General features: G+C 39.5%; 20 protein-coding genes. 11 read left to right on the top strand and 9 right to left on the bottom strand.

Features of this window, described 5'->3' with window-relative positions:
• The first annotated feature begins 2 nt into the window (after positions 1 to 2).
• The 3 genes from BBI00_RS09820 (at position 3) to BBI00_RS09810 (ending at position 4,510) form a co-directional block, all read left to right on the top strand.
• Positions 3 to 1,415 carry an efflux transporter outer membrane subunit gene (locus tag BBI00_RS09820; protein WP_228394745.1) on the top strand — a complete coding sequence of 471 codons (1,413 nt, stop codon included), beginning with the start codon at positions 3 to 5 and terminating at the stop codon, positions 1,413 to 1,415.
• A gap of 59 nt (positions 1,416 to 1,474) precedes the next feature.
• Positions 1,475 to 2,026, top strand: a complete 552-nt coding sequence (locus BBI00_RS09815; protein WP_065398595.1) for a DUF2652 domain-containing protein — start codon at positions 1,475 to 1,477, stop codon at positions 2,024 to 2,026.
• A 321-nt stretch (positions 2,027 to 2,347) separates the two neighbouring features.
• The gene (locus BBI00_RS09810) at positions 2,348 to 4,510 is read left to right on the top strand and encodes an outer membrane beta-barrel family protein (RefSeq protein ID WP_065398594.1); all 2,163 of its coding nucleotides are present in this window, start codon (positions 2,348 to 2,350) and stop codon (positions 4,508 to 4,510) included.
• Positions 4,511 to 5,282: 772 nt separating this feature from the next.
• Here BBI00_RS09810 and BBI00_RS09805 read toward each other — a convergent pair.
• The 5 genes from BBI00_RS09805 to BBI00_RS09785 all read right to left on the bottom strand — a co-directional run bounded on the left by BBI00_RS09805 (position 5,283) and on the right by BBI00_RS09785 (position 11,346).
• Complete coding sequence (locus tag BBI00_RS09805) at positions 5,283 to 7,493, bottom strand: glycoside hydrolase family 3 C-terminal domain-containing protein (RefSeq protein ID WP_394363636.1); 2,211 nt, start codon at positions 7,491 to 7,493, stop codon at positions 5,283 to 5,285.
• 282 nt (positions 7,494 to 7,775) lie between these two features.
• A complete protein-coding gene (gene metQ, locus BBI00_RS09800) occupies positions 7,776 to 8,585 on the bottom strand; it encodes a methionine ABC transporter substrate-binding lipoprotein MetQ (RefSeq protein WP_065399696.1) in 810 nt (269 codons plus the stop codon).
• Positions 8,586 to 8,650: 65 nt separating this feature from the next.
• The gene (metI, locus tag BBI00_RS09795; protein ID WP_065398592.1) at positions 8,651 to 9,307 is read right to left on the bottom strand and encodes a methionine ABC transporter permease MetI; all 657 of its coding nucleotides are present in this window, start codon (positions 9,305 to 9,307) and stop codon (positions 8,651 to 8,653) included.
• The gene (locus BBI00_RS09790) at positions 9,300 to 10,328 is read right to left on the bottom strand and encodes a methionine ABC transporter ATP-binding protein (RefSeq protein ID WP_065398591.1); all 1,029 of its coding nucleotides are present in this window, start codon (positions 10,326 to 10,328) and stop codon (positions 9,300 to 9,302) included. The genes metI and BBI00_RS09790 overlap by 8 nt, the downstream gene beginning before the upstream one ends.
• A 19-nt stretch (positions 10,329 to 10,347) precedes the next feature.
• A complete protein-coding gene (locus tag BBI00_RS09785) occupies positions 10,348 to 11,346 on the bottom strand; it encodes an EamA family transporter (protein WP_065398590.1) in 999 nt (332 codons plus the stop codon).
• A gap of 552 nt (positions 11,347 to 11,898) precedes the next feature.
• Between BBI00_RS09785 and BBI00_RS09775 the strand changes: the two genes are divergently transcribed.
• Positions 11,899 to 14,025, top strand: coding sequence for a type IA DNA topoisomerase (locus tag BBI00_RS09775; protein WP_065398588.1), 2,127 nt, complete (start codon positions 11,899 to 11,901; stop codon positions 14,023 to 14,025).
• Positions 14,026 to 14,119: 94 nt separating this feature from the next.
• On the opposite strand, the gene BBI00_RS09770 is transcribed toward BBI00_RS09775, so the two are convergent.
• The 3 genes from BBI00_RS09770 to BBI00_RS09760 all read right to left on the bottom strand — a co-directional run bounded on the left by BBI00_RS09770 (position 14,120) and on the right by BBI00_RS09760 (position 17,836).
• Positions 14,120 to 15,826, bottom strand: coding sequence for a helix-turn-helix domain-containing protein (locus BBI00_RS09770; protein WP_083988469.1), 1,707 nt, complete (start codon positions 15,824 to 15,826; stop codon positions 14,120 to 14,122).
• Between the two features lie 158 nt (positions 15,827 to 15,984).
• Positions 15,985 to 16,503 carry a hypothetical protein gene (locus BBI00_RS09765; protein ID WP_065398586.1) on the bottom strand — a complete coding sequence of 173 codons (519 nt, stop codon included), beginning with the start codon at positions 16,501 to 16,503 and terminating at the stop codon, positions 15,985 to 15,987.
• 28 nt (positions 16,504 to 16,531) lie between these two features.
• A complete protein-coding gene (locus BBI00_RS09760) occupies positions 16,532 to 17,836 on the bottom strand; it encodes a hypothetical protein (protein WP_065398585.1) in 1,305 nt (434 codons plus the stop codon).
• A gap of 287 nt (positions 17,837 to 18,123) precedes the next feature.
• Between BBI00_RS09760 and BBI00_RS09755 the strand changes: the two genes are divergently transcribed.
• The 5 genes from BBI00_RS09755 (at position 18,124) to BBI00_RS09735 (ending at position 21,557) form a co-directional block, all read left to right on the top strand.
• Positions 18,124 to 18,930, top strand: a complete 807-nt coding sequence (locus BBI00_RS09755; protein ID WP_065398584.1) for a hypothetical protein — start codon at positions 18,124 to 18,126, stop codon at positions 18,928 to 18,930.
• Between the two features lie 12 nt (positions 18,931 to 18,942).
• Entirely contained in the window at positions 18,943 to 19,761 is an 819-nt protein-coding gene (locus tag BBI00_RS09750; protein WP_065398583.1) for a hypothetical protein, read from the top strand.
• Between the two features lie 9 nt (positions 19,762 to 19,770).
• Positions 19,771 to 20,544: a hypothetical protein gene (locus BBI00_RS09745; protein WP_123902256.1), complete on the top strand. Its 774-nt coding sequence runs from the start codon at positions 19,771 to 19,773 to the stop codon at positions 20,542 to 20,544.
• A 228-nt stretch (positions 20,545 to 20,772) separates the two neighbouring features.
• Positions 20,773 to 21,114, top strand: coding sequence for a hypothetical protein (locus tag BBI00_RS09740; RefSeq protein ID WP_317040163.1), 342 nt, complete (start codon positions 20,773 to 20,775; stop codon positions 21,112 to 21,114).
• A gap of 119 nt (positions 21,115 to 21,233) precedes the next feature.
• On the top strand, positions 21,234 to 21,557 hold the full coding sequence (locus BBI00_RS09735) for a transposase (protein ID WP_065398580.1): 324 nt from the start codon (positions 21,234 to 21,236) through the stop codon (positions 21,555 to 21,557).
• A 78-nt stretch (positions 21,558 to 21,635) separates the two neighbouring features.
• Here BBI00_RS09735 and BBI00_RS09730 read toward each other — a convergent pair whose 3' ends face one another.
• On the bottom strand, positions 21,636 to 22,061 hold the full coding sequence (locus BBI00_RS09730) for a hypothetical protein (RefSeq protein WP_065398579.1): 426 nt from the start codon (positions 22,059 to 22,061) through the stop codon (positions 21,636 to 21,638).
• 135 nt (positions 22,062 to 22,196) lie between these two features.
• Here BBI00_RS09730 and BBI00_RS09725 point away from each other — a divergent pair, with 135 nt between their 5' ends.
• Complete coding sequence (locus BBI00_RS09725; RefSeq protein ID WP_065398578.1) at positions 22,197 to 22,619, top strand: PaaI family thioesterase; 423 nt, start codon at positions 22,197 to 22,199, stop codon at positions 22,617 to 22,619.
• 117 nt (positions 22,620 to 22,736) lie between these two features.
• Positions 22,737 to 23,081 (top strand): phage holin family protein, encoded by a 345-nt coding sequence (locus BBI00_RS09720; protein ID WP_065398577.1) that lies wholly within the window; start codon positions 22,737 to 22,739, stop codon positions 23,079 to 23,081.
• Positions 23,082 to 23,209 lie beyond the last annotated feature (128 nt).

Below are 23,209 nucleotides of genomic sequence, written 5' to 3'. Positions count from 1 at the left end.
AAATGAAAATTAAAAATATAGCATATATCGCATTCATTTCAGGAACGGCTATTTCGTGTAAAGTTCAGAAATATGAACAGCCTGAAGTGAAAATGCCTGAAGCCTTCAGAGGCGACAGTATTGTTGCGGATCCTCATGAAAATATTGCAAAGATCAGTTATAAAGACTTTTTCAAAGATCCGGTTCTGGTAGGTCTGATCGATAAAGCCATGGTGCAGAACAATGATCTTCTGGTGGCTTTGAAACAGATAGAATTTGCCTCTCTGGCCTATACCCAGAGTAAATGGGGAAATGTTCCCGTCATCAATGCTGCCGCCAATGCCAATATCAGCCGCCCGTCGGATAACAGTATGAACGGAATGATGGCCGGCCAGTTTATGGGAAAGAGGTATATGGAAGATTATACAGCGTCTGTCAATATTTCGTGGGAAGCGGATATCTGGGGAAAGATCAGAGGAAGGAAAGAGCAGGCCCTGGCCGATTATCTTAAAACCCAGGAAGCGGCAAAGGCGGTAAAAACCCAGTTGGTGGCTGCAGTTGTGCAAGGGTATTATAACCTGCTGATGCTGGACACACAGCTGGAGATTACAAAATCCAATTTAATCTACGCTGATAACACCCTGAAATTTCTGACAAAACAACAGGAACTGGGATTGACAACTGCTCTGGCGGTACAGCAGCAGGAAATTGTGAAGGATCAGATTCTGAAAACAATTCCGGCAATTGAAAGTTCGGTTGCCACTCAGGAAAATGCTTTGAGCCTGCTGACCGGTTCCATGCCCGGGAAGATTGAAAGAAATGCGGGTCTGGATAATGTGCAGTCTCCGGATCAGATAGGAACAGGTATTCCTTCAGAATTGCTGAGCTACAGACCGGATATCAAAACGGCAGAACTTGAAGTAAGAAAAAGTGCCGCAGCGATCCATATAGCAAAAGTAAATATGTATCCTTCATTGAATATTACGGCACAGGGTGGGGTAAATGCTTTCCAGATCAGCAAATGGTTCAGTATTCCCGGATCTCTTTTCGGGATGGCTGCCGGCGCTATTGCACAGCCTATTCTGAACGGGAAACAGCTGAAAACACAGTACGAACAGTCTAAAGTACTTGCTGATCAGGCTGAAATCGGTTTTAAACAATCTGTTTTAAAAGCCGTGGGGGAAGTATCTGATGCACTGGTGCAGATCCAGAAGCTGGAAGAACAGCAGAAAATTGCTGAAGGACTGGCCGTGAAATCCGGTGAAGCTGTACAGAAAGCTGATCTTTTATTTAAATATAACTCAGTAACTTATGTGGAAGTTATTATAGCTCAGACCAATAAACTCCAGGCAGAGCTGGAACTGGCCTCCCTGAAAGCCCAAAGACTGAATGCTATAACAGCCCTGTACCGTTCTGTAGGCGGCGGATGGCAATAAAGTAAAATTGAATCTGCTTCGTCTTTCATGATGAAGCAGGTTTTTAAATCCATATTACTATGAAGACAAATATACAAGAGGGGATCATTCTTATTCCGGATTTCAGCGGATTTACCGAATTTGTGTTCAATACAAAACTGTACACCGGGGAATATATCGTAAGGCAGCTGCTGTCTACCCTGATTGATGTGAATGATCAGTATTTCGAGATTTCCGAGATTGAGGGAGATGCCATTTTATTTTACCGTTATGATGAAAGCCCGTCTTACAAAAGCATCTCAAAGATGCTCTGGAACATGAGAAGTGCTTTCAACAGAAAGATTGAAGAGCTCAGTAAGAGCTTAAGCACCACCATTGACCTGTCCCTCAAATTTATTGTTCATTATGGATCCTTTTCACAGTATAACATCGGGAATTTCAGAAAACTATATGGAAAAACGATTGTGGAAGCTCACCAGCTTTTGAAAAACGGTGTGGCAGAACAGCCTTCCTATGCCCTTTACAGTAATTCTTTTCTGGAAAACAGTAAGAATCAGGAACCTGAATGTAACAATGGTCAGCACCACCTGCCTGAAGTAGGGGTTATCCATTATTTTGAAACTTTAAACTAGCATATTTTTTAATTTTAATCCTTGTAAATTTGCTATTGCTAGCGGCCCGGGTGAGATCCGGGCTTTTTTTGTAACCTGTCACAATCTCTGTTTTCTTTAAATAAATTGAAATTGCGGATATTATTTGTTTTGAATTGATTTATTGTTGAAATATTTCAGAAATGGATGTTTTGTTGCTATATTTTCCTGTTATTGGATTTATGGTTAATTGTTGAGGTGCTATCTTGCTGAACCCTAAATATTTATTTTAAATTTTTTTACAGCTTTATGTAACAAATGTACCCTATGAGTGGTCTTATAGAAAAAAAACTATAATTTCACATGAAAATAATCTTATTTCCCATAGCAATCGTAACGGGTTCTTTAGCTTTCGCCCAGACACAGGCTGCGAAAGATACCGTAAAGACCAATGCAAAGGAGATAGAAGGGGTAACTCTTGTTGCAAGAAAGCCTACCGTAGAATCTAAAGTAGACAGAACCGTTTTTAATGTAGCCAATAGTTCTATTGTGGCTGGTAATACCACCTGGGATGTTCTCAGAATGACCCCGCTGGTGAGCATTGATAATAATGACGCCGTAAAAGCGGAAGGGCAGACGGTTACTGTATACATCAACGACAGGAAATCTGTTTTTACAGGAAAAGAGCTGAAAGAATACCTGAAAACCATTCCTGCAGATAACCTGATGAAGATTGAAGTGATCACCAGCCCGTCTTCACGCTATGAAACTTCCGGATCTGTGATCAATATCGTATTGAAAAAAAGAGATGATGAAGGATTAAAAGGCAGTATTTCCCTGAATAACAGACAAAGTACCAAAAACTCACAATACACCAATTTTAACCTGAATTACCATAAGAAAAAATTTACCCAGACGTTTATTGGAAGTTACAGTGACGGGTATTATGTGCAAAAGAATGAAACCACAGACACCCGCTATGAAAATAACAGGGTCACCCAGCTCAGCATGCATAATGAGATGAAAAATGAAAGTCCTTCCCTTTCCTCTACTTCAGAATTTGAGATCAATGAGAAGAACAATATCGGAATTGTGCTGGAATACTCCCAGAACAGAAGCTTATCTTTTGCAGAATCAAACGGAACGCAGTCAACGAACGGCATGCTGGATGACGCTTACCGCCAGCTCCAGAATACCTGGGGATTCAGCCGTAATTTAGGAACAAATGCTTTTTATAAGTATTATGATAAAGAAAAGAGTAAAATTCTGGACATCAATATCGGAACAAATTATTCAAGTTATAATAATGATAATCTGATTAATAAGCAAGGAGCTAAAAACCAGGAGCTGGGAATTATCAACAGAAACGAAATGCATAATTATTACCTGAAAGTAGACTATACGCAGCCGCTGGGTAAATCCGGCGGAACTTTTGAAGTAGGAGGTAAAATGGATTTTAATAATCATGTCATTCCGAACAACCTTTACGGATTCAGTTTAAACGATCCCGGTTCAGAGTTTTACAGCCTGTTCAGAAATGACACCTTCCATTATGAAGATAATCTGAGCTCTTTATATGCGAACTACAGCAAAACGTTTTTCAAGAAACTGGAAGCAAGAGTAGGGCTTCGATATGAGTACATCGACTATAAAGTAAGACAGGATGTGGCAGGCACCGAACGGAGAGATTCCTATGGCAGCTTCCTTCCCAATCTATTGCTGAAATACAACTTTTCAGAGAAGTACGACGTGAGTCTTACCTATAACCGAAGTATCTGGAGACCGTGGTATGAGGAATTCAACCCTTTCCTTGTTCCTGAAATCAACGGGACCTATTCCAGAGGAAATTTATACCTGAATCCCAATCCTAATGACCGTCTTTACCTGAAATTCGGAATTTTGAAAAAGTACTTCCTTTCCGTAAGATACATGCACACCAACCAGGATTACTGGACTACCTATGTATCGGAAAACGGAAGAACTGTTTCCCTGCCGGGTAACTTCGACGGGAAGGTAGAAAAGTATTATCTTTTTGCCAATACCAACCAGAATTTTCTGAAAAATAAGCTGAATGTGAATGTAGGATTTGGCTGGTACTATATCAATAATAAAGATTTTAATGAAAAGAATAAATTAGGAGCCAAAGATTATATCAACTATTGGGGCGGATCTCTTAATGCTTCCTACACCAATCTTTTCAACAAGAATATTAACCTGAGTGTATGGATGGAAATTGCGAATCAGAATAACGGGAATACTTATGCCAACAATACGAATGTGTTCCACAATATTTCTATGACCAAAATTTTCCCTAAAGCCCAGATGGAGCTAAGTATGCAGCTGATGAATATTTTCAAAAGACCTTATGCCGATAATACGACTTACAGCCCTGACGGAACCTTCAGACAGTACTCGAAATGGGACTGGTACGGAGTTTCTCTTACTTTTGTAAAACGTTTCGGAAACCAGAAAGTCAAAGAAAATACCAAAACTGACGTGGAGAAAAACGGCGGTGGCGGAAAATAATTCAATATTTGTTAGATAAAATGAAAGCAGGATCAATTTTTTGACCTGCTTTTTTATTAACCACATAGCTACATAGGTTTCTTGGAAATGGATGCTTTTTAATTTTAATCTCTCGCAGATTTTACAGATGTCGCAGATGATTATGTTAAAAAAATCTGCGTAATCTCCCGGATCTGCGAGAGAAATAGAAGAAAGATCATGACTCTGTTTTATTAACCACGTAGCTACATAGGTTTCTTGGAAATGGATGCTTTTTAATTTTAATCTCTCGCAGATTTTACAGATGTCGCAGATGATTATGTTAAAAAAATCTGCGTAATCTCCTAGATCTGCGAGAGAAATAGAAGAAAAATCATGACCCTGTTTTATTAACCACATCGCTGTATAGGCTTCTTAAAAATGAATGCTTTTTAATTTTAATTTCTCGCAATTTTACAGATATCGCAGATGATTATGTTAAAAAAATCTGCGTAATCTCCTAGATCTGCGAGAGAAATAGAAGAAAAATCATGACTCTGTTTTATTAACCACATAGCTGCATAGGCTTCCTGGAAATGGATGCTTTTTAATTTTAATCTCTCGCAGATTTTACAGATTGTCGCTGATGATAATGTTAAAAAAAATCTGCGTAATCTCCTAGATCTGCGAGAGAAATAAGATAAAAAACTCTTCCTGATTTGCATGAATAATAAAAAAACAGATTCCACACGGGAACCTGTTTGCATTCTATCAAATAATTATTAAACAGAGTTTATACTCACAACTCTCAGTGTTATTGAAGGGTAAATTTCACTTTCGTTTTAATCGCATCTGAGGAATTTCCGATCAGTGCTTCAAAATCTCCCGGTTCAGCTACCCAGTCGTGCTTATTGGAATCGAAATAGCTTAATGCTGTTTTGTCAATGGTGAAAGTAACTTCTTTCTGCTCACCGGGATTTAAATATATTTTTTCAAAACCTTTTAATTCTTTTGCAGGACGCATAACGGATGATTTTACATCGCTGATGTAAAGCTGTGCAACCTCTGCACCGGCTTTCTTTCCGGTATTTTTAACGCTTACTGTAAATGTAATGGTACCGTCCTGGGAAATCGTTGTTTTATCAGCTTTTGCTTTCCCGAATTCAAAAGAGGTATAGCTCAATCCGTGTCCGAAACTGAAAAGAGGTTTTATATTTTTAGTGTCATGCCAACGGTAGCCTACCAATATTCCTTCATTATAGGTAATATTGATCGGGTTTTTCTGATCTTTTCCTTTTCCGGCGGCCAGCTCATCTTTCTGCCCCGGATATTCTCCAAGCTTATGGGCTGAATTATCTTCAAGCTTTACCGGGAATGTAAACGGAAGTTTTCCTGAAGGATTCGTATCTCCTGCAAGGATAGAAGCAATGGAGTTCCCTGCTTCCGACCCAAGGTACCATGCCTGCATAACAGTAGGAACTTCTTTGATCCACGGCATGGCTACGGCATTTCCGGATACCAGAACAACAGCCAGGTTTTTATTGGCTTTTGCAAGAGCAGAAATTACGTTGTCCTGATTGTAAGGAAGGCCATAACTCTTTCTGTCGTTTCCTTCACTGTCCTGGAAGTCAGCTTTGTTTAGTCCGCCTACGAAAATAACATAGTCGGATTTTTTTGCAAGTTCTACCGCTTCGTTTAATAGCTCGGTTTCAGAGCGGGAGTCTTTCAGGTCCTGTCCGGATTTTACACCGTTATATTCTCCGCCGATATCTCCTACGTATCCACGGGCATACTGTACATCTGACTGTTTTCCAAACCTTGATTTGATACCATCTAACGGAAGGGTTTCATATTTTACCTTTAAAGAAGAAGATCCGCCACCTACGGTCATTATTTTGATGGCATTTTCGCCGATCACTGCTATTTTTTTAGCTTTATTAATATCGATAGGAAGAACGTTTCCCTGGTTTTTCAGCAAGACAATTCCTTCTTCACCGATTTCTTTGGCTACTGCTTTATGCTCTTCAGAAGCGATGTTCCCGAAAGGCTTATTGCGGTTCATCGTTGTTTTATAAGCAAGACGGAGAAGTCTGGTTACTTTGTCATCCAGCTCTGTTGTGCCTACTTTTCCGGCTTTAATCAGATCGAGATAAGGTTTTGCCAGATAGTAGTTGTCGTAGGCATTTTTAGTTCCGGCAGAAAGTCCGTTGGTCCAGGAACCGAATTCAAGATCAAGCCCATTGTGGATGGCTTGTTCCGTATTATTCACGGCACCCCAGTCTGATACCACTACGCCTTTATAATTCCATTCTTTCTTCAGGATATCATTCAACAGGTACTGGTTCTGGCTGGCATACTGGCCTTTGTACATATCGTAGGCGCCCATGATCGTCCATGAGTCACCTTCGGTTACTGCCGCTTTGAAAGGGGGAAGATAAATTTCATAAAGAGTTCTGTCATCCACATTCACATTGCTGGTGTGGCGGAACATTTCCTGATTGTTGAGGGCAAAATGTTTTACGGAAGTAGCTACACCGTTTGATTGTACTCCTTTGATGTAAGGCACCACCATTTTTGAGGTCAGATAAGGATCTTCACCCATGTATTCAAAATTTCTTCCGTTCAGCGGGGTTCTGTAGATATTCACTCCGGGCCCCAGAAGGATGTCTTTTTTTCTGTAGCGGGCTTCCTCACCCAAAGCTTTACCATAATTCCATGACATTTTTTTGTTCCATGTTGCGGATAAAGCCGTCAGGGCAGGGTAGGCGATGATGGAGTCATTCGTCCATCCTGCCTGGTCCCATTCGTCCCACATTACTTCCGGACGTACCCCGTGAGGGCCGTCTGTCGTCCAGAATTCAGGAATTCCCAGTCTTGGAACTCCGGGTGAACTGAATTTGGATTGTGCGTGGAGCATTGCTACCTTCTCTTCCAGTGTCATTCTGGAAAGTGCATCCTGAATACGTTGTTCTACAGGTTTTGATTCATCTAAATAAACCGGTAAAGTAGGATTGTTCTGAGCCATATAAGAAACAGAAATAAAGGTGAATAAACTTACAATGGCGGTTTTCTTTAACATAATGCCTTTCTATTTGATTAAAAACAAAAGTAAAGAAAATTTTTTTATTATCTCAAATTGAGAAAATAAAAATTTGCCGACAAAAAAACTGTCTCCATTTCGTTGACAGTTTATATCTGTTAAAAGTAATAAACAAGAAAGTTGAAAGAATTCTGCTTCCGCATCATGTATTCCACATTCAGAAACTCTCTAAGCGGGTCTTTAAAATTCTCCAACCCCGATTTACTATCACTCCCATCCTTTCACAGCACCTCCTTTGAAGATTTCTTTCGCTTTCTTCTCTACTTCCGGTGACTGATAGGCTTTTACAAAGTTTTTAACTTTCTGGCTGTTCTTGTTATCCTGTCTTGCCACTACCACATTCACATAAGGAGAATCTTTATCTTCTTTCAGCACTCCCTGCTTTTCAGAATTTAAACCGGCCTGGGCAGCAAAATTGTTATTGATGATCCCTACTACAACATCCCTGTCATCCAGTACCCTCGGTATCTGTGCTCCTTCAATCTCCATGATTTTTAGCTGCTTTGGATTTTCTGTAATATCCGTTACTTTAGGAAGCAATCCGACTCCCGCTTTAAGCTTTATCAGTCCGTTTTTCTGTAAAAGCAGTAATGAACGTCCTCCGTTGGTAGGATCATTCGGAATGACAATTGTATTCCCTTCCTGCAGCTGGCTGATATTGTTAATCTTTTTTGAATAGGCAACGATAGGGTAGACGAACGTATTTCCCACAGGGGCAAGATTATAGCCTCTCTGTTTGGATTGCTCCGTTAAATACGGAATATGCTGAAAGGCATTCGCATCAATATCCCCATTCGTTAAGGCTTCATTCGGAACGACATAATCATTGAACGGAATGAGCTCCACTTCCAGATTATATCGGTCTTTTGCTACTTTTTTCGCTACTTCGGCAATTTCCTGCTCCGGACCGTAAGTAATTCCCACCCGGATAAAATTCGGATCATCTTTTCTTCCTGAACAGGCATTGAACAGCAGTAATCCCGCCGTTATTAAACTTAAAATCTTTATTTTTTTCATTGAATTTTTTTTACCGTAAACCCTTTGTATCCAGATCTGCAATTCTCAAGTTGCTTCGTCCGCATCTACCTGTGATCAAAACTTTTCGATATCCTGTCTCCTGCAAACTGAATGATAAATACCAGAAGAACAAGTAAGACCAAAACTGTATTCATAATCACAATATCATAACCGATGTATCCGTATTGATATCCTACCTGGCCCAATCCTCCGGCACCTACAGCACCGCCCATCGCAGAGTATCCTACCAAAGTGATCAAAGTAATAGTGGCATTGTTCACCAGCGAAGGAAGTGCTTCAGGAAGCAGTACTTTTCTGATGATTTGAAGCGGAGAGGCGCCCAGTGCCCTTGCAGTTTCGATCAGTCCATGAGGAACCTCAATAAGGCTGTTCTCTACCAGCCTTGCAATGAATGGCGCTGCGCCCACACTTAACGGAACCAATGCAGCATTCACTCCAATGGAAGTTCCTGCCAGCACTCTGGTAAAAGGAATCATCCAGACGATCAGGATAATGAAAGGAATGGCTCGGAAAATATTCACCACAATAGATATAATCCTGTGATAAAGGGCATTTTCAAGCAGTTGTCCTTTTCTTGTTAAAAACAGCATAATCCCAACCGGAAGTCCTAAGACAAATCCAAAAAATCCGGAAAGAAATGTCATATAAATGGTTTCCCAGGTTCCTTTTGCCAAAAGGGCAATTACCGTATCGCTAAGCATATCCTTTTACTGTATTTTGAATTTTGTTCTGGTTTAAATAATAGATCGCCTGTTGGTTTTCTTCCGCTTCTCCCTGAAGCTGCAACAGCAGTTTTCCGAAATTGGAATTCCCGAAATATTCTACATCCGCCTTTAAAAGTTTGTAAGGGATTTTATATTGATTGTATAAGGTTGACAGAATCTGTTCAACGCTGATGTTTTCATTGAGTTCTATTTCGACCAGCGGAAATAAACCTTCCTTCGGTTCTTTCTGCAGTCTGTTATTGAGTTCCTGTGGCAGGGTCATGATGTCTGAATTTATAAATTGCCGGATCACCGGGTGTTCTTTATCCGAAATAATTTCGCTTAAAGTTCCTTTTGTTAATAATTTTCCTTTGTCGATAACAGCTACGTGGTTGCAGACTGTTTTGATGACTTCCATTTCGTGGGTGATCAGAAGAATGGTAATTCCCAGTCTTTGATTGATATCCCTTAAAAGTTGTAAAATGGATTGCGTTGTAGCCGGATCAAGGGCACTGGTAGCTTCATCACATAGCAGAAGGTGAGGATCATTGGCCAGGGCTCTTGCAATGGCAACCCTTTGTTTCTGTCCTCCCGAAAGACTTCTGGGATAGTCGTTGGCTTTTTCTTCCAGTCCTACGATTTTCAGAAGTTCATTGACCTTTCTGTTGATCTGCTCCTTGCCGGTATGGTCCAGTTCCAGAGGAAGAGCTACATTATCAAAAACAGTTCTCGAAGAAAGAAGATTGAAATGCTGGAAGATCATTCCTATTTTTTTACGTTCTTCAGCCAGTTGTCTGGAGTTTAATTTCGTAAAATCTTTACCATTGATGATGATCTGTCCCTCATCCGGTCTTTCCAGTAAATTGACCGTACGGATCAGGGTACTTTTTCCTGCACCGGAGAATCCTATGATCCCTACAATATCTCCTTTTTCTATATTGAGACTCACCTTATCCAATGCCTTAAAGGATTGATTTTTCTGGTGAAACGTTTTTGATATGTTTCTGATTTCTATCATTCTGATGTTGTAATACTTTTTAAATAGGCTGATATCGCTTGCCTGTTCTGTTAAAAAATCTTCTTACTCTTCTTAATCTGACCTTTGACCTTTTTGAAAGTCTGAAATACTTGGTGACATTCGTCAGAAGTACTCCCAGCAATATGATCACTAAACCGTAAAGCTGACCTCCGTTGATGCTCTGATTGGCAACAATCCAGCCTGCAATAACCGTTACAATAGGGTTGATGTAGGTATGGGTGCTCACCAGGGCGGCTGGTTTCACAGACAAGAGCCAAATGTACGACAAATAAGCGACTATCGATCCAAAGAATATTAAAAACAGAACGCCCAACCATGCAGATAAAGGAACTGATGAAACTGAGAAACCCACCCATTCTTTTCTGAAAAAAGCGATCAGGAAAGAGGCTGATCCTGCTACAATAAGCTGTTGGGCAATATTCATGAAAGTAGATTGGGAAGCCGGATTTTTTTTAGAATACAGGGAGCCAAGCACCCATGCCACAGAGCTTAATCCCAAAACCACAAATGCAGTGATCCGGAGATTTCCGTCAACGGCTGCATGAGCTGCATGTGTCCCTACGCTTCCTTTTAAAAATAAAATAAGGCCTACAAATCCAATGACCAGCCCGATCGGAATAAATTTATCTGAAAAATAATATTTCCAGTTTTTTCTGTCGATAGCAATAAACCAGAACGGTCCGGTAGCAATCGAAATAGCTGCTTCAGAAGCTGTCACATACTGTTCTCCCCATGCCACAAGCCCCGTTCCTCCGGTAAGGATCAGAATTCCGGTGATCGCATTTTTTTTCCAGTTGATCAGAGCGTTTGCTTTTTCTCCTTTTGAAAGAAGATACCCTATCATCAGAATTCCTGCCACCAGGAATCTTAACCCCGAAAGTATGAATGGCGGAAACCCTTTCAAGCCAAATGAAATAGCTAAAAACGTAATTCCCCATATCACATAAATGTTGGTAAACGCCAACGGAACCAACCATCTGTTTTTAGAATTGCTCATTTTGTAATTTTTTAATGTGTTAATTGTTGAAATGAAAAAGACCTTACACGTGGTAAGGCCTTTAAAAATATGTCATATAAAAGTAAGGTCAACCACGGGATTCTTTATGTACAGGCATACAATTGTACATCATCATTGTTTTGATGATATGTTTATCTATTGTATTATTCTTAAAATTTGGTTTCATTTTTTCTGTTTTCCTAAATTCTGTTGCAAATATAAAACATAAATTTTTATTAGTCTAGTAAAAATATAGACTTTTGTTGTTTTTTTTAATAACTTGTATTTAATATACTGTATTACAGTTGTTTATTTTTACTTTAAATTTTATTAATACAGAAAAAATGAGAAGGAAACTGGCTTATTGTAGAGAATATCAACAGCACACGAATAAAAAATATAGAAAAGTTTAGCTGCTGGTCTTTTTGTTTTTTGAAACCTTTCCGGTTCGGAAGAACTTCAAAAGCTTTGACAGTCAGAGACTCCGGATCTAAATTAGCTAAAGTCAAAAAAAATCCCGATTTTTGCAATCCTTCAATAAACCCTGAGTTCATGAAATTATGTATTGCCGAAAAACCGAGTGTTGCCAGAGATATCGCCAAAGTGTTAGGTGCTACCACGCCTAAACAGGGCTATATGGAAGGAAACGGCTATTGCGTGACATGGACGTTCGGGCACCTTTGCACATTGAAGGAACCTCACGACTATGGTCCACAGTACAAATCCTGGAACCTGTTTTTGCTACCGATTATTCCCAGCAGTTTTGGAATAAAACTGATCCCGAATAAAGGTGTTGAAACCCAGTTTAAAGTGATTGAAAAATTAGTGGAAGAATGTGATGAGGTCATTAACTGCGGGGATGCCGGGCAGGAGGGAGAATTGATCCAGCGTTGGGTATTGCAGAAAGCAAAATGCAATAAACCTATTCAGCGTTTATGGATCTCTTCATTGACGGAAGAAGCCATCAAAGAAGGGTTTGCAAGTCTGAAACCGGCAGAAGATTACAAAAATCTTTATCTGGCAGGAAATGCAAGAGCAATCGGAGACTGGTTACTGGGAATCAATGCAACCAGACTTTTTACCAAAAAATTCGGAGGAAATAAAGCTGTTCTGTCTATAGGAAGGGTACAGACCCCAACATTGGCAATGCTGGTTCAGCGTCAGAAAGAAATTGATGCTTTTACCACAGAAGAATACTGGGAACTGAAAACCAAATACCGGGACGTTATTTTCAATGCAGCAATCGACCGCTTAAAGACCCTGGAACGTGCAGAAAAAGGGCTGGAATATCTTAAGGTGAATCCATTTGAGATCGTTTCTTTCGAAATTAAAGAAGGAAAAGAAAAAAATCCACGACTTTTTGATCTTACCGGACTTCAGGTGGAAGCCAATAAAAAATACGGCTATTCAGCAGAAAATACGCTGAACTATGTACAGAGTCTTTACGAAAAGAAACATGTAACCTATCCGCGTGTTGACACAACTTATCTATCCGACAGTTTATATCCGAAAATAGAGGGTATTCTTAAAAAAATGTATCCTTATCAGGATCTGATCGCCCCATTGCTGGAAGCACCGATTCCAAAATCGAAAGCGGTTTTTGATGATACCAAAGTGACCGATCACCATGCGATCATTCCCACGGAAATTCCGCCTTCTCAAAACCTGAGCAGGGAAGAAAAACTGATCTATGACCTGATTGCCAAACGCTTTATTGCGGTATTCTATCCGGAATGTAAAATTTCCAATACTTTGGTGGAAGGAAAGGTAGGGACGATTCCTTTTAAAACCAGCGGAAGACAGGTTCTTGAGCCGGGATGGAGAGCCGTCTATTCAAAAGAACCGAAAGAAGAAACCGCTGATAAGGAAAAAGAAAAAGAGGAAGAACAGACCATTCCTGAGTTTGTTGTAGGTGAAACAGGACCACATGATCCGATGATTCACCAGGGTAAAACAACTCCTCCCAAGCCTTATACCGAAGCAACCTTACTTAGAGCGATGGAAACTGCCGGAAAACAGGTAGAGGATGAAGAATTAAGGGAATTGCTGAAGAATAACGGGATCGGAAGACCGTCTACCCGTGCAAATATTATCGAAACCCTTTTCAAGAGAAAATATATTGAGAAGAAAAGAAAAAACCTCATCGCTACCCAAACCGGAATTCAGCTGATCGATACCATCGAAGACGAGCTTCTGAAAAGTCCGGAACTTACCGGTGAATGGGAATCAAAACTCCGTAAGATTGAAAAAGGGGAGTATGAAGCCAACCTTTTCAAAGAAGAACTGATCCAGATGGTGACTGAACTTACCAAAAAGGTCGTTGACGGAAAAGGGAAAGTCATCACACTTCAGGAGGAAGAAAAAGAAGTGGTGAAAGAAAAGAAAAAAAGAGAACCCGCCCAGAAGAAAGAACTTCAGTCCTGGGAAGAAACAAAGTGCCCGAAATGTAAGGAGCACAACCTGATCAAAGGAAAAACAGCAGTGGGCTGTTCCGATTTCAAAAATTGCGGCTTTAAAATTACCTTTGAGATCTTCGGAAAGAAACTTTCTGATAAACAGCTGATGGATCTTGTTGTAAAAGGAAAAACTTCAAAACTGAAAGGATTCAGCACCCATCCGGAAAGCATCACTGAAGGGGTTTTGTCCCTGACTGACGATTTCCAGGTGTCACTTGCCTAAATTCATCCTGAAATAAAATAGCATAGGTTGTTATACACTACCAGAACGGTGTCTCTGCGTGTATGATAAACGGTGTTATGCCATTGGCTGAATTTTAAATTGCCTGGTCTGCAACTTCAGAACCGGTCCGTTCAGGAATATCACTGTCATTTTTTAAATGTTTAATGAAATATGAGGGCGTTACTCCATGTTCATTTTTAAAAGCAATCACAAAAACCTGTGTAGAAGCATAGCCGCACTCTTCAGCCAGATAGCTGATCTTATATTCTCTGTACTTTTTTTCATTATACAGCTTATTTGTGATGTAATGGATCCTTAGGCTATTGATATAATTATTAAAGTTCTGGTTTTTGCTCTTGTTGATAATTTTAGACAGGTAGGTTACATTGGTCTTAAACTGGCTGGCAAGAAGATTCAGTGAAATTTCCGGTTTGAGGAACTTGTCTGATGCTTCAAAGGTTTGCAGCTTCCTCAGGAGTTTCTGTTCTGTCTCGGAATAGATGGCATAATTGTAGGCTGTTTCCTTTTTTTCAGTCTCCGATTCCTGTACAGCGTTTTCACTATTCAGTTTACTGATCAGCTGGTCGTATTTTTTGCGGTATTTGCGTTTGCCGCTAAGGCTGTATTGCCATGCTCCCGCTATGATCACCATGATGACTCCGGCAGAAATCAGGAAAATATTTTTACGATCTTTTTGATATTCTGCGCTGGTTTCTTTTTTAGATTTACTGATCTGGTTTCGGGCATCATTTACGATGGCTTTTCGTTCTACACTGTCTGTACTGTCTTTGAGTGCGGTATATAATTTCAGGTATTTGCGTTCTTCCTCGTCATTTTTCAGAATACCGTAAGCATCTTTGAGACGGCCGAGGGCCAGTAATCTCTCTTCTACTTTTCGGTTTGACTTTTCAAGCTCAAGAACTTTTTTTGAGTATTCAACAGCTTTGGCGTAATCTTTCTGTTCGAAATAAAAATTGCTTACAGATTCGTATACTTCCATGCCTGCTCTTTTAAAATATTGAGGGTGTGTCGCAGAATAGCTCAATGCTTTTTTAAAGTAGGCTTCTGCCAGATCCGGTCTTGGAGGTTTTAAGCTTTCAGTACAGGAAATTCCCATGTTCATTGTCTGAAAAATCAGAAAATGATAATAGATAATCTTCTGGTGCTCCGTCATATTTCCGGTGGGAATGGCTTCTACAGTAGCCAGGCTCTTCCTTGTATAATATACGATGGAATCATGCTTATTAAATTCTGCCGATACTCCTGCAAGAAAAGAATATTTCTGAGAAGCCCAGAGCTGTCTGTCTATCTTATCCGGATTGGTTTGTGAAATGGCTATTGCTTTATCAACCATTGCTTTTGCCTCTTTGTACATCTTCAGCTTCAGATAAGCATTGGCTTTATTGAAATAAACGGCAGTTAACTTATAACCGTAGCCTCTGGCATTGGCAATTTTTTCAGCCTGTTCAGTATAATTATCAGCAAGCTTATAATCGCCTTTTCTGATGGCAAGACGTTGGAGCATAATCAATCCGCGAAGGGTACCTTCTGTAAAATTTAGCTGTTCTGACTGTTTTATCAGTTTTTTTACTTCACTGATGTCAGGATCTGTCCCTTTTAGATTGAAGCTGTTATACTGCTTTGTAATGAGCTCTTCTGCATTTTTTGCTTCGGAAGTCTGGGAATAATATGAGCAGGAAATCAATATTGAGAATATAAAAAATAAAGATTTCATCATACTGGTGCCCGTGTTCCCATTTTTATTTTTATTCATCCACCAATGGAGCATTTTGTGAGCCATTTCAAAAATATTTTTTTATTGAGAATTATAAAGCAATTATATATATTAAATATAATGAAAAGCTCATCAATATTGCTTTATTTTTTTCTCTTTATCAAGGCGTCACAAAAATAAGTTTTTCTGTACAATCTGCAATAAATTTTTCTGTACAGATGGGTTTAAGGTCTCCAGAAAGTCCATACAGTTCCGTTGAAAACAGCGAGCTGGTGATTGGCTGTATCATAAGCCATCATTCCTGCAGCCGGATTTACAATAACGAGATGCGGATTATCCATTTTGGGAAGGACCATTGCTTTATCAGTGTCAGTAAGAACAAGAATTCCCGAAGTAGTATCTGTGCTGCTATTAGTTCCTATAGCTACTTTAGCACTCATAGATTCTGTTTTTGAAGCCTGTATTGCCGTGTTTACTGTGCCGGTTGTATCTATGCTCAAGTCTACCCAGGTTCCGGATCTGCGGTATTTTACTTTTCTGTCAGAAATATCATAGATAACCGTACCGTCTACAGCTCCTGTAACAGAAACCGCTGAAGTGACCCATGGCAGAATTATTCCTTTGTTACCGTTAGCAAATTCAAGAGATACGGATGGATTGCTTACCGCTGTTTTACCAATAGCTACTTGGGTGAAGTACATACTGAAAGAAAGCAAAGCTGCCAGTATAAAAATTTTTTTCATTTCAGGTAATTTAAAATAGAGTTTGGGACTAGTTAGGGCAGGTCTGTATTTTCATTTCATACCATCCGTAGGTGGATCCACTGTCCCTGGTAGTATATATTTTCATGGTATTATTGGTGGTGTCATAAACTGTCATCCCCTCAATGAAATCAACCTGAGAAATGCCGACAGGATTTCCGGATGCATCAAAAGGGACACGGTTCAGCACGACGCCTTTCGTTTTAGATTCCAATGCCATCCATCCTCCTTTTCTTACCATAGGCCACTTGTCCGGATTATCTTCTCCGGCTCTTTTCAATGCTGTTATTCCCAGTTTTGTGTCTGAAGGGGTTCCTGCTAAAAGTCCCGGTTTGTAACAGCTATTGCATGCATTGATATTTTGGGAAGTACCAACTCCCTGTCCCTGATCTCCACCTATGTCAGCCGCTCCTCCCGGGCCGACAAGAATAGGAACACCTTGAGAGTCAACACATGAAGGGGCTGCACAGATATTTTGATTGGGAGCTATGGAACCTGGACCTACACTTGCTGTTCCGCCGGCATTGACCAGCTGAGCAGAGGTAACATTCTCGTCTCCTTCCGTAGCATCCAGACATCCGTCATTATCAGAATCGAGATCCAGATAATTGGGAATACCATCACTATCATAATCACAAGGTTGAGCTACAGAAGCTCCAAAAGTAAAATTGGCATAATATTCACCTACTGTATAATCAAAAGAAATACTGGTATGTATCCCAGGTACCCTGAGAATAATATAGCCTTCCCGCCCTGTAATTTGGGTTTGTGAATTCACGGTAATACCACCACTGGACCAGATAACTTCTATAGGATTACTGAATACAATAGGAACGGAAATACTAGAACTCCCAATAGAAGAAAATACCAATATCGGATCGGTCATAGGAGAAGAAAAAGTCAGTTCGTTATGAGTAATTTGGGTATTTTGAATGGTCGGATTATTATTCGGTATGCCATAAGAAGCAGGAAACAATCCATGATTATAAAAACCTCCCGTTGCACTTAATGGCTTATCTGATGTGTAGGTATATCCAATTCCGTTAATTGTTCCTGTGGCCACTTTATTATCTGTTGGCGAATAGGTAATAGGCCCCGTCCAGTAAAAAGTCGCCGGGCATTCTACAGCATCGGGAATTCCGTCATTATCATCATCTCTGTCCAGGTCATCGGGAATTCCGTCACCATCCGTGTCTGTAACTTTTGATGCTGAAACAGAGGTAGCGGTTTTTTCCAATAGGGCATGGGAATTTTTTGACTGAGAAAGAAGTAGGCAGTAAAATAATGATCCGGCAATGGTAAAGATTGACTTCATTTAAATAGATGATTATTGTTTTGTTTAATAATGGTGTTATTATCAATTTAAAATTAGCACATAAATATTAATTACCACATAATTTAATACATATAATTAAATATTTTATTCATATTAATAATTGTTTTAATTCGCTGATTATCAGTTATGCTTATTTGTATATCGCCTTAATAAACGATATAAAACTATTGGCTGTTATTCAGCACATAAATTCAGTAAAAATACCATATCACAGTTGTTTTTATTCTCTTTTGTAGCGTAATCTTGCAACTCAAATTAAAAAAGGGATGAAAAAAAACTTCGTATTTATTCTTGGTCTGGGCGTAATTTTTATGGCCAGAAGTCAGGTTGGTATCAATACCACAAATCCACGATCGACTTTAGATATCAATGGAGATCTCACGATCAGAAATGAATTAAAAGTAGGAGGAACAACGGGCACAGCCGGAGTCCCCGGACTCAATAATTATCTTTTGGTGTCCCAGGGATCAGGGGCTGCCCCTCAATGGAAAGCATCAAAAGTAGGATTTTATGAAGCCGGAGAGTACAGAATAATGGAATCCCGCTTTACTACAGATCAGGTAGGAATCAACTTTGGAAATCTGAGTATCGGAGACGGGGTAGCAACCAGTACCACAGGGGAAACACTTACCCAAACAAATCCTAAATGGACAGAGATAACAGGTCTGGCGACCTCGTTTAATATCAATAATGCAGACAACAGGGTCAATCTCAGTTTTCAGACCGGGGTTGAAATGTCTGATATAGGGAACAATGACAGTCAGTTTGTACGTTTTGCATGTGGAATTTTCGTAGATAATAATCTGGTTTCATTAAGATCTGATCAGATCAACGGGATCTATGGAAAGGGAAATAAAAACCAATCTATTTTCACGCTGAATTATATAATACAAAACCTGCCGGTAGGTCCACATGTAGCTAAGGTAGGATGCAGAAGGATAACTTCAAGCAGCAGCGGATATCATTTTGCTATAGGAAGAACCACTACAGACGGCACACAGGTCGCTAATAATTTTATGTTGAATTCCATATTGAAATTCAATGTCAACGAAAAAGTAATCGTAAACAATTAAATCACTAAGAAAATGTATATAGCAATAAGAGTTCTGCGTTTATTTTTTATTCTTACAATTTTTTTTGGATATGGACAGGTAGGAATTAATACCAAGGCTCCAAATGCCACTTTGGATATTCAGGGAGATCTGGGAGTCAGAAAAAAAATATATCTGGGAGGAAATGATACAACTCAGGGTGCATTAGGTCAAAAAGGAACTGTTCTGGTTTCACAGGGGCCAGGGTTACCACCGGTATGGAAAACCATGAGAGTACCTCCCTTTGATCCTTTTTTGTATTTCTCTTTCACCAATATCGGAGTAAAGACCCAGAACGGGCTTATCATTGGAAATGCCACATCCGGCTCCGCCATTTATACTGAGAATCAGAGTCTGGCCAGTTTTGTAGGTACTTCTGGAGGTGTGATCAATGATCTTACCCAGACTGTTACCCTCACTAATGCTGAAAATATTCTGGTATTCTCCTTTGAAACCATATTTCAGATCAATTCAACAGCCCAGTACCAGGGAGCTGATATTGCCATAGGTATTTTTGTTGATGACAAACTGAAAGGGGTAAGGGTATATACACTCACCTCAGAGGTAGCAGGTTTAGTGCGTGATTTTTATACTTTCGACCTTATTGCGGCAGCTCAGAATCTTTCTGCAGGATCGCATACGGTAAAAGTTGCCTGTACCAGAAGAAGCAATATGAATAACTTTACAGGTGATATTGGTATAGGAAAGTCAGTGTATACTAACCTTAACGATTTTATGATGCAGTCGTCTTTCATTATAGAATCTTACGAAAAACCCAATCCGGCTAATACAACCCCTGTTTATATCCCTTAAACTTAAGCAATGAAAAATTATATAGGTATTTTAAGTCTCTTTTTGACAGCAGCTCCATTTTTTGCACAAGCGCAAACAGGAAATATGGGGATTGCCACTAAGAAACCCCGTACAACTATGGACGTCAACGGAACCATCAATGTGAAAAACGAAATCAGATTGGGCGGTACGGATTCAAATGCAGGAAATGCAGGAAATTTTGGAAACCTCCTTTCTGCAAATGGTAATAATAATCCGGAATGGACAAATTTTGACCTGCCCGCAGGATACGGAAACAGCCTGGTTCTCAATGCTACTTACCTGATGTCATCAGAAACAGGAGTCGTATTCAATGGCACCAATCAGTCCGGAACATTATCTGTACCTTATGACGAAGATCAGGGAATGGCAACACCTACCACATGGAAAGAAATTACAGGTGTAGCCCAAACCTTTACCATTACAAAATTAAACAGTTCCACGAGTATTTCCGTGCAGACGCTGGCGCAGGTAACCGGAGGGAACAGAGGAAGTTTCGGATTAGGAATCTTTATAGATGATAAACTGAAATTTGTAAGGGCAGGAATTGTAATCGGTGGGGCTGGGTCTTATAAAACCTTGAATATCAATGCTTCTATACCTGGGCTTTCGGTAGGGACTCATACTTTCAAGTTAGCGGCTATTGAGAGAAGTATTCCTGTCAATACTTCAATATCTGTGGGGGAACCTGCAGCCACTGCCAATCTTAATAACAAAATGGCAGCCACCTCTGTTTCTATCAAAGTATTTGAACCGATGAACTAGCCGGTATCCATTTTTTAGCATACAGACAAATGATTTGTCGTCTTTCAGAGGGCATAATCAAATTATTCACCTACAATTATCCTGGCAGGTATTGCAGGAACATCACCATAAAAAAATACAAATTCTTATATAAATTAGATGTTGAACTTTAAAAATATCCATATTGGAAATTTAATCGGTCAACAAATTACAGGAAACGGGATAGAAATATCCCGAATCTGTAATTTTATGAACTGTACGGAAGAAGAAATAAAACACATGATCTCATCAGAAAGTCTCCCGACTGATATACTGCTGAAATGGAGCAAACTGCTGGAATATGATTTTTTCAGACTCTATTCCCAGCATTTGATATTATTTGCGCCCCCTTCAGCCCATAACAAAACAAAAAAACAAAAATCAACCTTACCACAATTCCGGAAAAATATCTATTCCAAAGAAGTCATCGATTTCTGCCTGGAGCAGATCGCAACGGGAAAAATGACTAAAAATAAAGTAATTGAACGTTATGGTATTCCCAAAACAACACTTTATAAATGGATAAGCAAATACGGAAAGATGACGAATTAACAGGCAGAACTATTGGCAAATGAACCTGAAAATGATAGAACATTTCCGTTGAAGACTTCAAAAATATATTCTATCACAAAAGACACCATAATATAATAAACGAGGAACTGAAAACATTTATGAAAAAATCACAACCCAATTATAAACTTATCTATACCGATATTATTGATCATAAATTTCCAGAGAAGAAAAAAGAATGTGAGGGATTACTCAGGAAAGAAAACCTTTCTGTTCTGAACATCATTGAACTGAACCAGAGAATTTTTGGCATCAATAAAGAACATGAAGAATTTAACCAGAAGCTCCGCTCTTATACAAAATCTGATATTTTAGAGATATTGAAGTACCAACAGGAATACCAATGTACCAATAGCCATCTGGCAAGCCATTTTAAGTTAAGTAGAAATACAGTCACAAAGTGGAAGAAAATGCTTCTGATATAAGAGTTGACCCTTTAGAAATCATCTGAAGCATCCAGTCGAAAGTCAGAGAGACGGTTGTACAGAAAACAAAGATGAAGGCTACCGGAATAATCTGTCATACCATCCGCCAATATCCGTTTTGATATCTTCATGGTATTTGCATAAAACTCTTGCCAGCTCAAGCTCTGATCTTTCCGACTTATAAGGATTCAGGGTAAGATAACCGTAAAAATCACCTTTCTCATCAACAATAGCAGGCGGGTAGGATGCATAGGCACTCCATGGCGAGTAAGTGCTGTATGTACTCCCGTAGTTTCCGTAAGCATTCCATATTGATTTTGAGCTGTATACATTCCCGTAATCACTGAACTTGTTCCAGATGGAATTCTTATCAAAAGTATCACAGTTCAGGCATCCAAGGTATTGATCCTGATCCGCACCGCCATACAGATGTAAAGTCTGTGCTTTGAAAAGAAAGCTTACCGGAAGACAGCTGAGAACAATGAAAACCTTCTTTAAGTTCATGGGATAGATTCTTTGTTACAAAGCTAATCTTTTGTCAGTGAAAATTTTACTATGCAATTCAATATCAGCTAATTTTTATCATTTAATTCTTTCATATTTAAATCAATTTCTAAATTTACAGTCAAATTAAAATCAATGACTCCCGAGAAAAAGAAACTCATCACAGACAGCTTCGGCCGTTCAGAAACCTTACAGTTTTACAAAGCAGAACTGCTGGAAGTAGAAACCGGTTTTATCTCTATGAAAATTCCCAAAATGGAAATGATGACCAGAAAGGCAGGCATGTTCAACGGAGCCATGATCGCTTCTCTGGTAGATGTGTCTTCGGGATATGCTGCGGTGAGCCATTATGAAGAAGATTGCTATGTGGTAACCGTAGAGCTGAAAGTCAATTACCTTCGTCCTGCCATTGGGGAGGCCCTGGTTTCAAAATCGTATGTGATCAAAGGGGGTGCGAAGATCAGTGTGGTCCGTACAGAAATTTATGTTCAGGATGAAAATGGCAGTTCAGAAAGCCATGTAGCCACTTCATTGGTTACAATGATGAAAATAAAGTAATACCATCAGATCAAGAACAGGTAAATATTCCTTGAATAAAGGGTTTTATGAAATTATTTTTTCCGGAATGGAATGGCTTTTGCTCCATAACCCCCATAAACATTAAAAAATAAGAATATGAACCTAATTATCCGATTGTTTGTAACGGCAATAGTAGCCTTTCTTTTAACCAAAATTTTACCCGGAGTACGTTTTGAAGACTTTTCTGCAGCCATTATCTTTGCTATTGTACTGGGTGTTTTAAACATATTTGTAAAACCTGTTCTGAGTCTTTTCGGACTTCCGCTAACGATTCTTACACTTGGATTCTTTGCACTGGTCATTAATGCAGCCATCATCATGATTGCAGATTATTTCATGGACAGTATGGCGGTAGACGGTTTCTGGTGGGCATTTATCTTCAGTATTCTGTTGTCAATTGTCACTTCTTTAGCCAATTCAATGTTCTCAGATGGAGATTAACTGATTGAAAATAGAGTAATATAACAGTCCGCTGGTGTTGAGCCGGCGGACTTTTTTATGGAATGTTTTCAGTTGCGGATACAGTCTGGAGATGCAGTGATGAAGCATATTTTAGCTGCTTTATCCAA

This window comes from Chryseobacterium arthrosphaerae (assembly GCF_001684965.1).
GTDB lineage: Bacteria > Bacteroidota > Bacteroidia > Flavobacteriales > Weeksellaceae > Chryseobacterium > Chryseobacterium arthrosphaerae.
The sequence above is the reverse complement of the archived record's forward strand: the minus strand, read 5'-3'. Positions and strand labels throughout refer to the sequence as shown.

Excerpts from the sequence above, each read along its gene's own strand:
- BBI00_RS09820 (WP_228394745.1), top strand. The coding sequence starts at position 3 with ATGAAAATTAAAAATATAGCATATATCGCATTCATTTCAGGAACGGCT.
- BBI00_RS09815 (WP_065398595.1), top strand. The coding sequence starts at position 1,475 with ATGAAGACAAATATACAAGAGGGGATCATTCTTATTCCGGATTTCAGC.
- BBI00_RS09810 (WP_065398594.1), top strand. The coding sequence starts at position 2,348 with ATGAAAATAATCTTATTTCCCATAGCAATCGTAACGGGTTCTTTAGCT.
- BBI00_RS09805 (WP_394363636.1), bottom strand. The coding sequence starts at position 7,493 with ATGGCTCAGAACAATCCTACTTTACCGGTTTATTTAGATGAATCAAAA.
- metQ (WP_065399696.1), bottom strand. The coding sequence starts at position 8,585 with ATGAAAAAAATAAAGATTTTAAGTTTAATAACGGCGGGATTACTGCTG.
- metI (WP_065398592.1), bottom strand. The coding sequence starts at position 9,307 with ATGCTTAGCGATACGGTAATTGCCCTTTTGGCAAAAGGAACCTGGGAA.
- BBI00_RS09790 (WP_065398591.1), bottom strand. The coding sequence starts at position 10,328 with ATGATAGAAATCAGAAACATATCAAAAACGTTTCACCAGAAAAATCAA.
- BBI00_RS09785 (WP_065398590.1), bottom strand. The coding sequence starts at position 11,346 with ATGAGCAATTCTAAAAACAGATGGTTGGTTCCGTTGGCGTTTACCAAC.
- BBI00_RS09775 (WP_065398588.1), top strand. The coding sequence starts at position 11,899 with ATGAAATTATGTATTGCCGAAAAACCGAGTGTTGCCAGAGATATCGCC.
- BBI00_RS09770 (WP_083988469.1), bottom strand. The coding sequence starts at position 15,826 with ATGGCTCACAAAATGCTCCATTGGTGGATGAATAAAAATAAAAATGGG.
- BBI00_RS09765 (WP_065398586.1), bottom strand. The coding sequence starts at position 16,503 with ATGAAAAAAATTTTTATACTGGCAGCTTTGCTTTCTTTCAGTATGTAC.
- BBI00_RS09760 (WP_065398585.1), bottom strand. The coding sequence starts at position 17,836 with ATGAAGTCAATCTTTACCATTGCCGGATCATTATTTTACTGCCTACTT.
- BBI00_RS09755 (WP_065398584.1), top strand. The coding sequence starts at position 18,124 with ATGAAAAAAAACTTCGTATTTATTCTTGGTCTGGGCGTAATTTTTATG.
- BBI00_RS09750 (WP_065398583.1), top strand. The coding sequence starts at position 18,943 with ATGTATATAGCAATAAGAGTTCTGCGTTTATTTTTTATTCTTACAATT.
- BBI00_RS09745 (WP_123902256.1), top strand. The coding sequence starts at position 19,771 with ATGAAAAATTATATAGGTATTTTAAGTCTCTTTTTGACAGCAGCTCCA.
- BBI00_RS09740 (WP_317040163.1), top strand. The coding sequence starts at position 20,773 with ATGAACTGTACGGAAGAAGAAATAAAACACATGATCTCATCAGAAAGT.
- BBI00_RS09735 (WP_065398580.1), top strand. The coding sequence starts at position 21,234 with ATGAAAAAATCACAACCCAATTATAAACTTATCTATACCGATATTATT.
- BBI00_RS09730 (WP_065398579.1), bottom strand. The coding sequence starts at position 22,061 with ATGAACTTAAAGAAGGTTTTCATTGTTCTCAGCTGTCTTCCGGTAAGC.
- BBI00_RS09725 (WP_065398578.1), top strand. The coding sequence starts at position 22,197 with ATGACTCCCGAGAAAAAGAAACTCATCACAGACAGCTTCGGCCGTTCA.
- BBI00_RS09720 (WP_065398577.1), top strand. The coding sequence starts at position 22,737 with ATGAACCTAATTATCCGATTGTTTGTAACGGCAATAGTAGCCTTTCTT.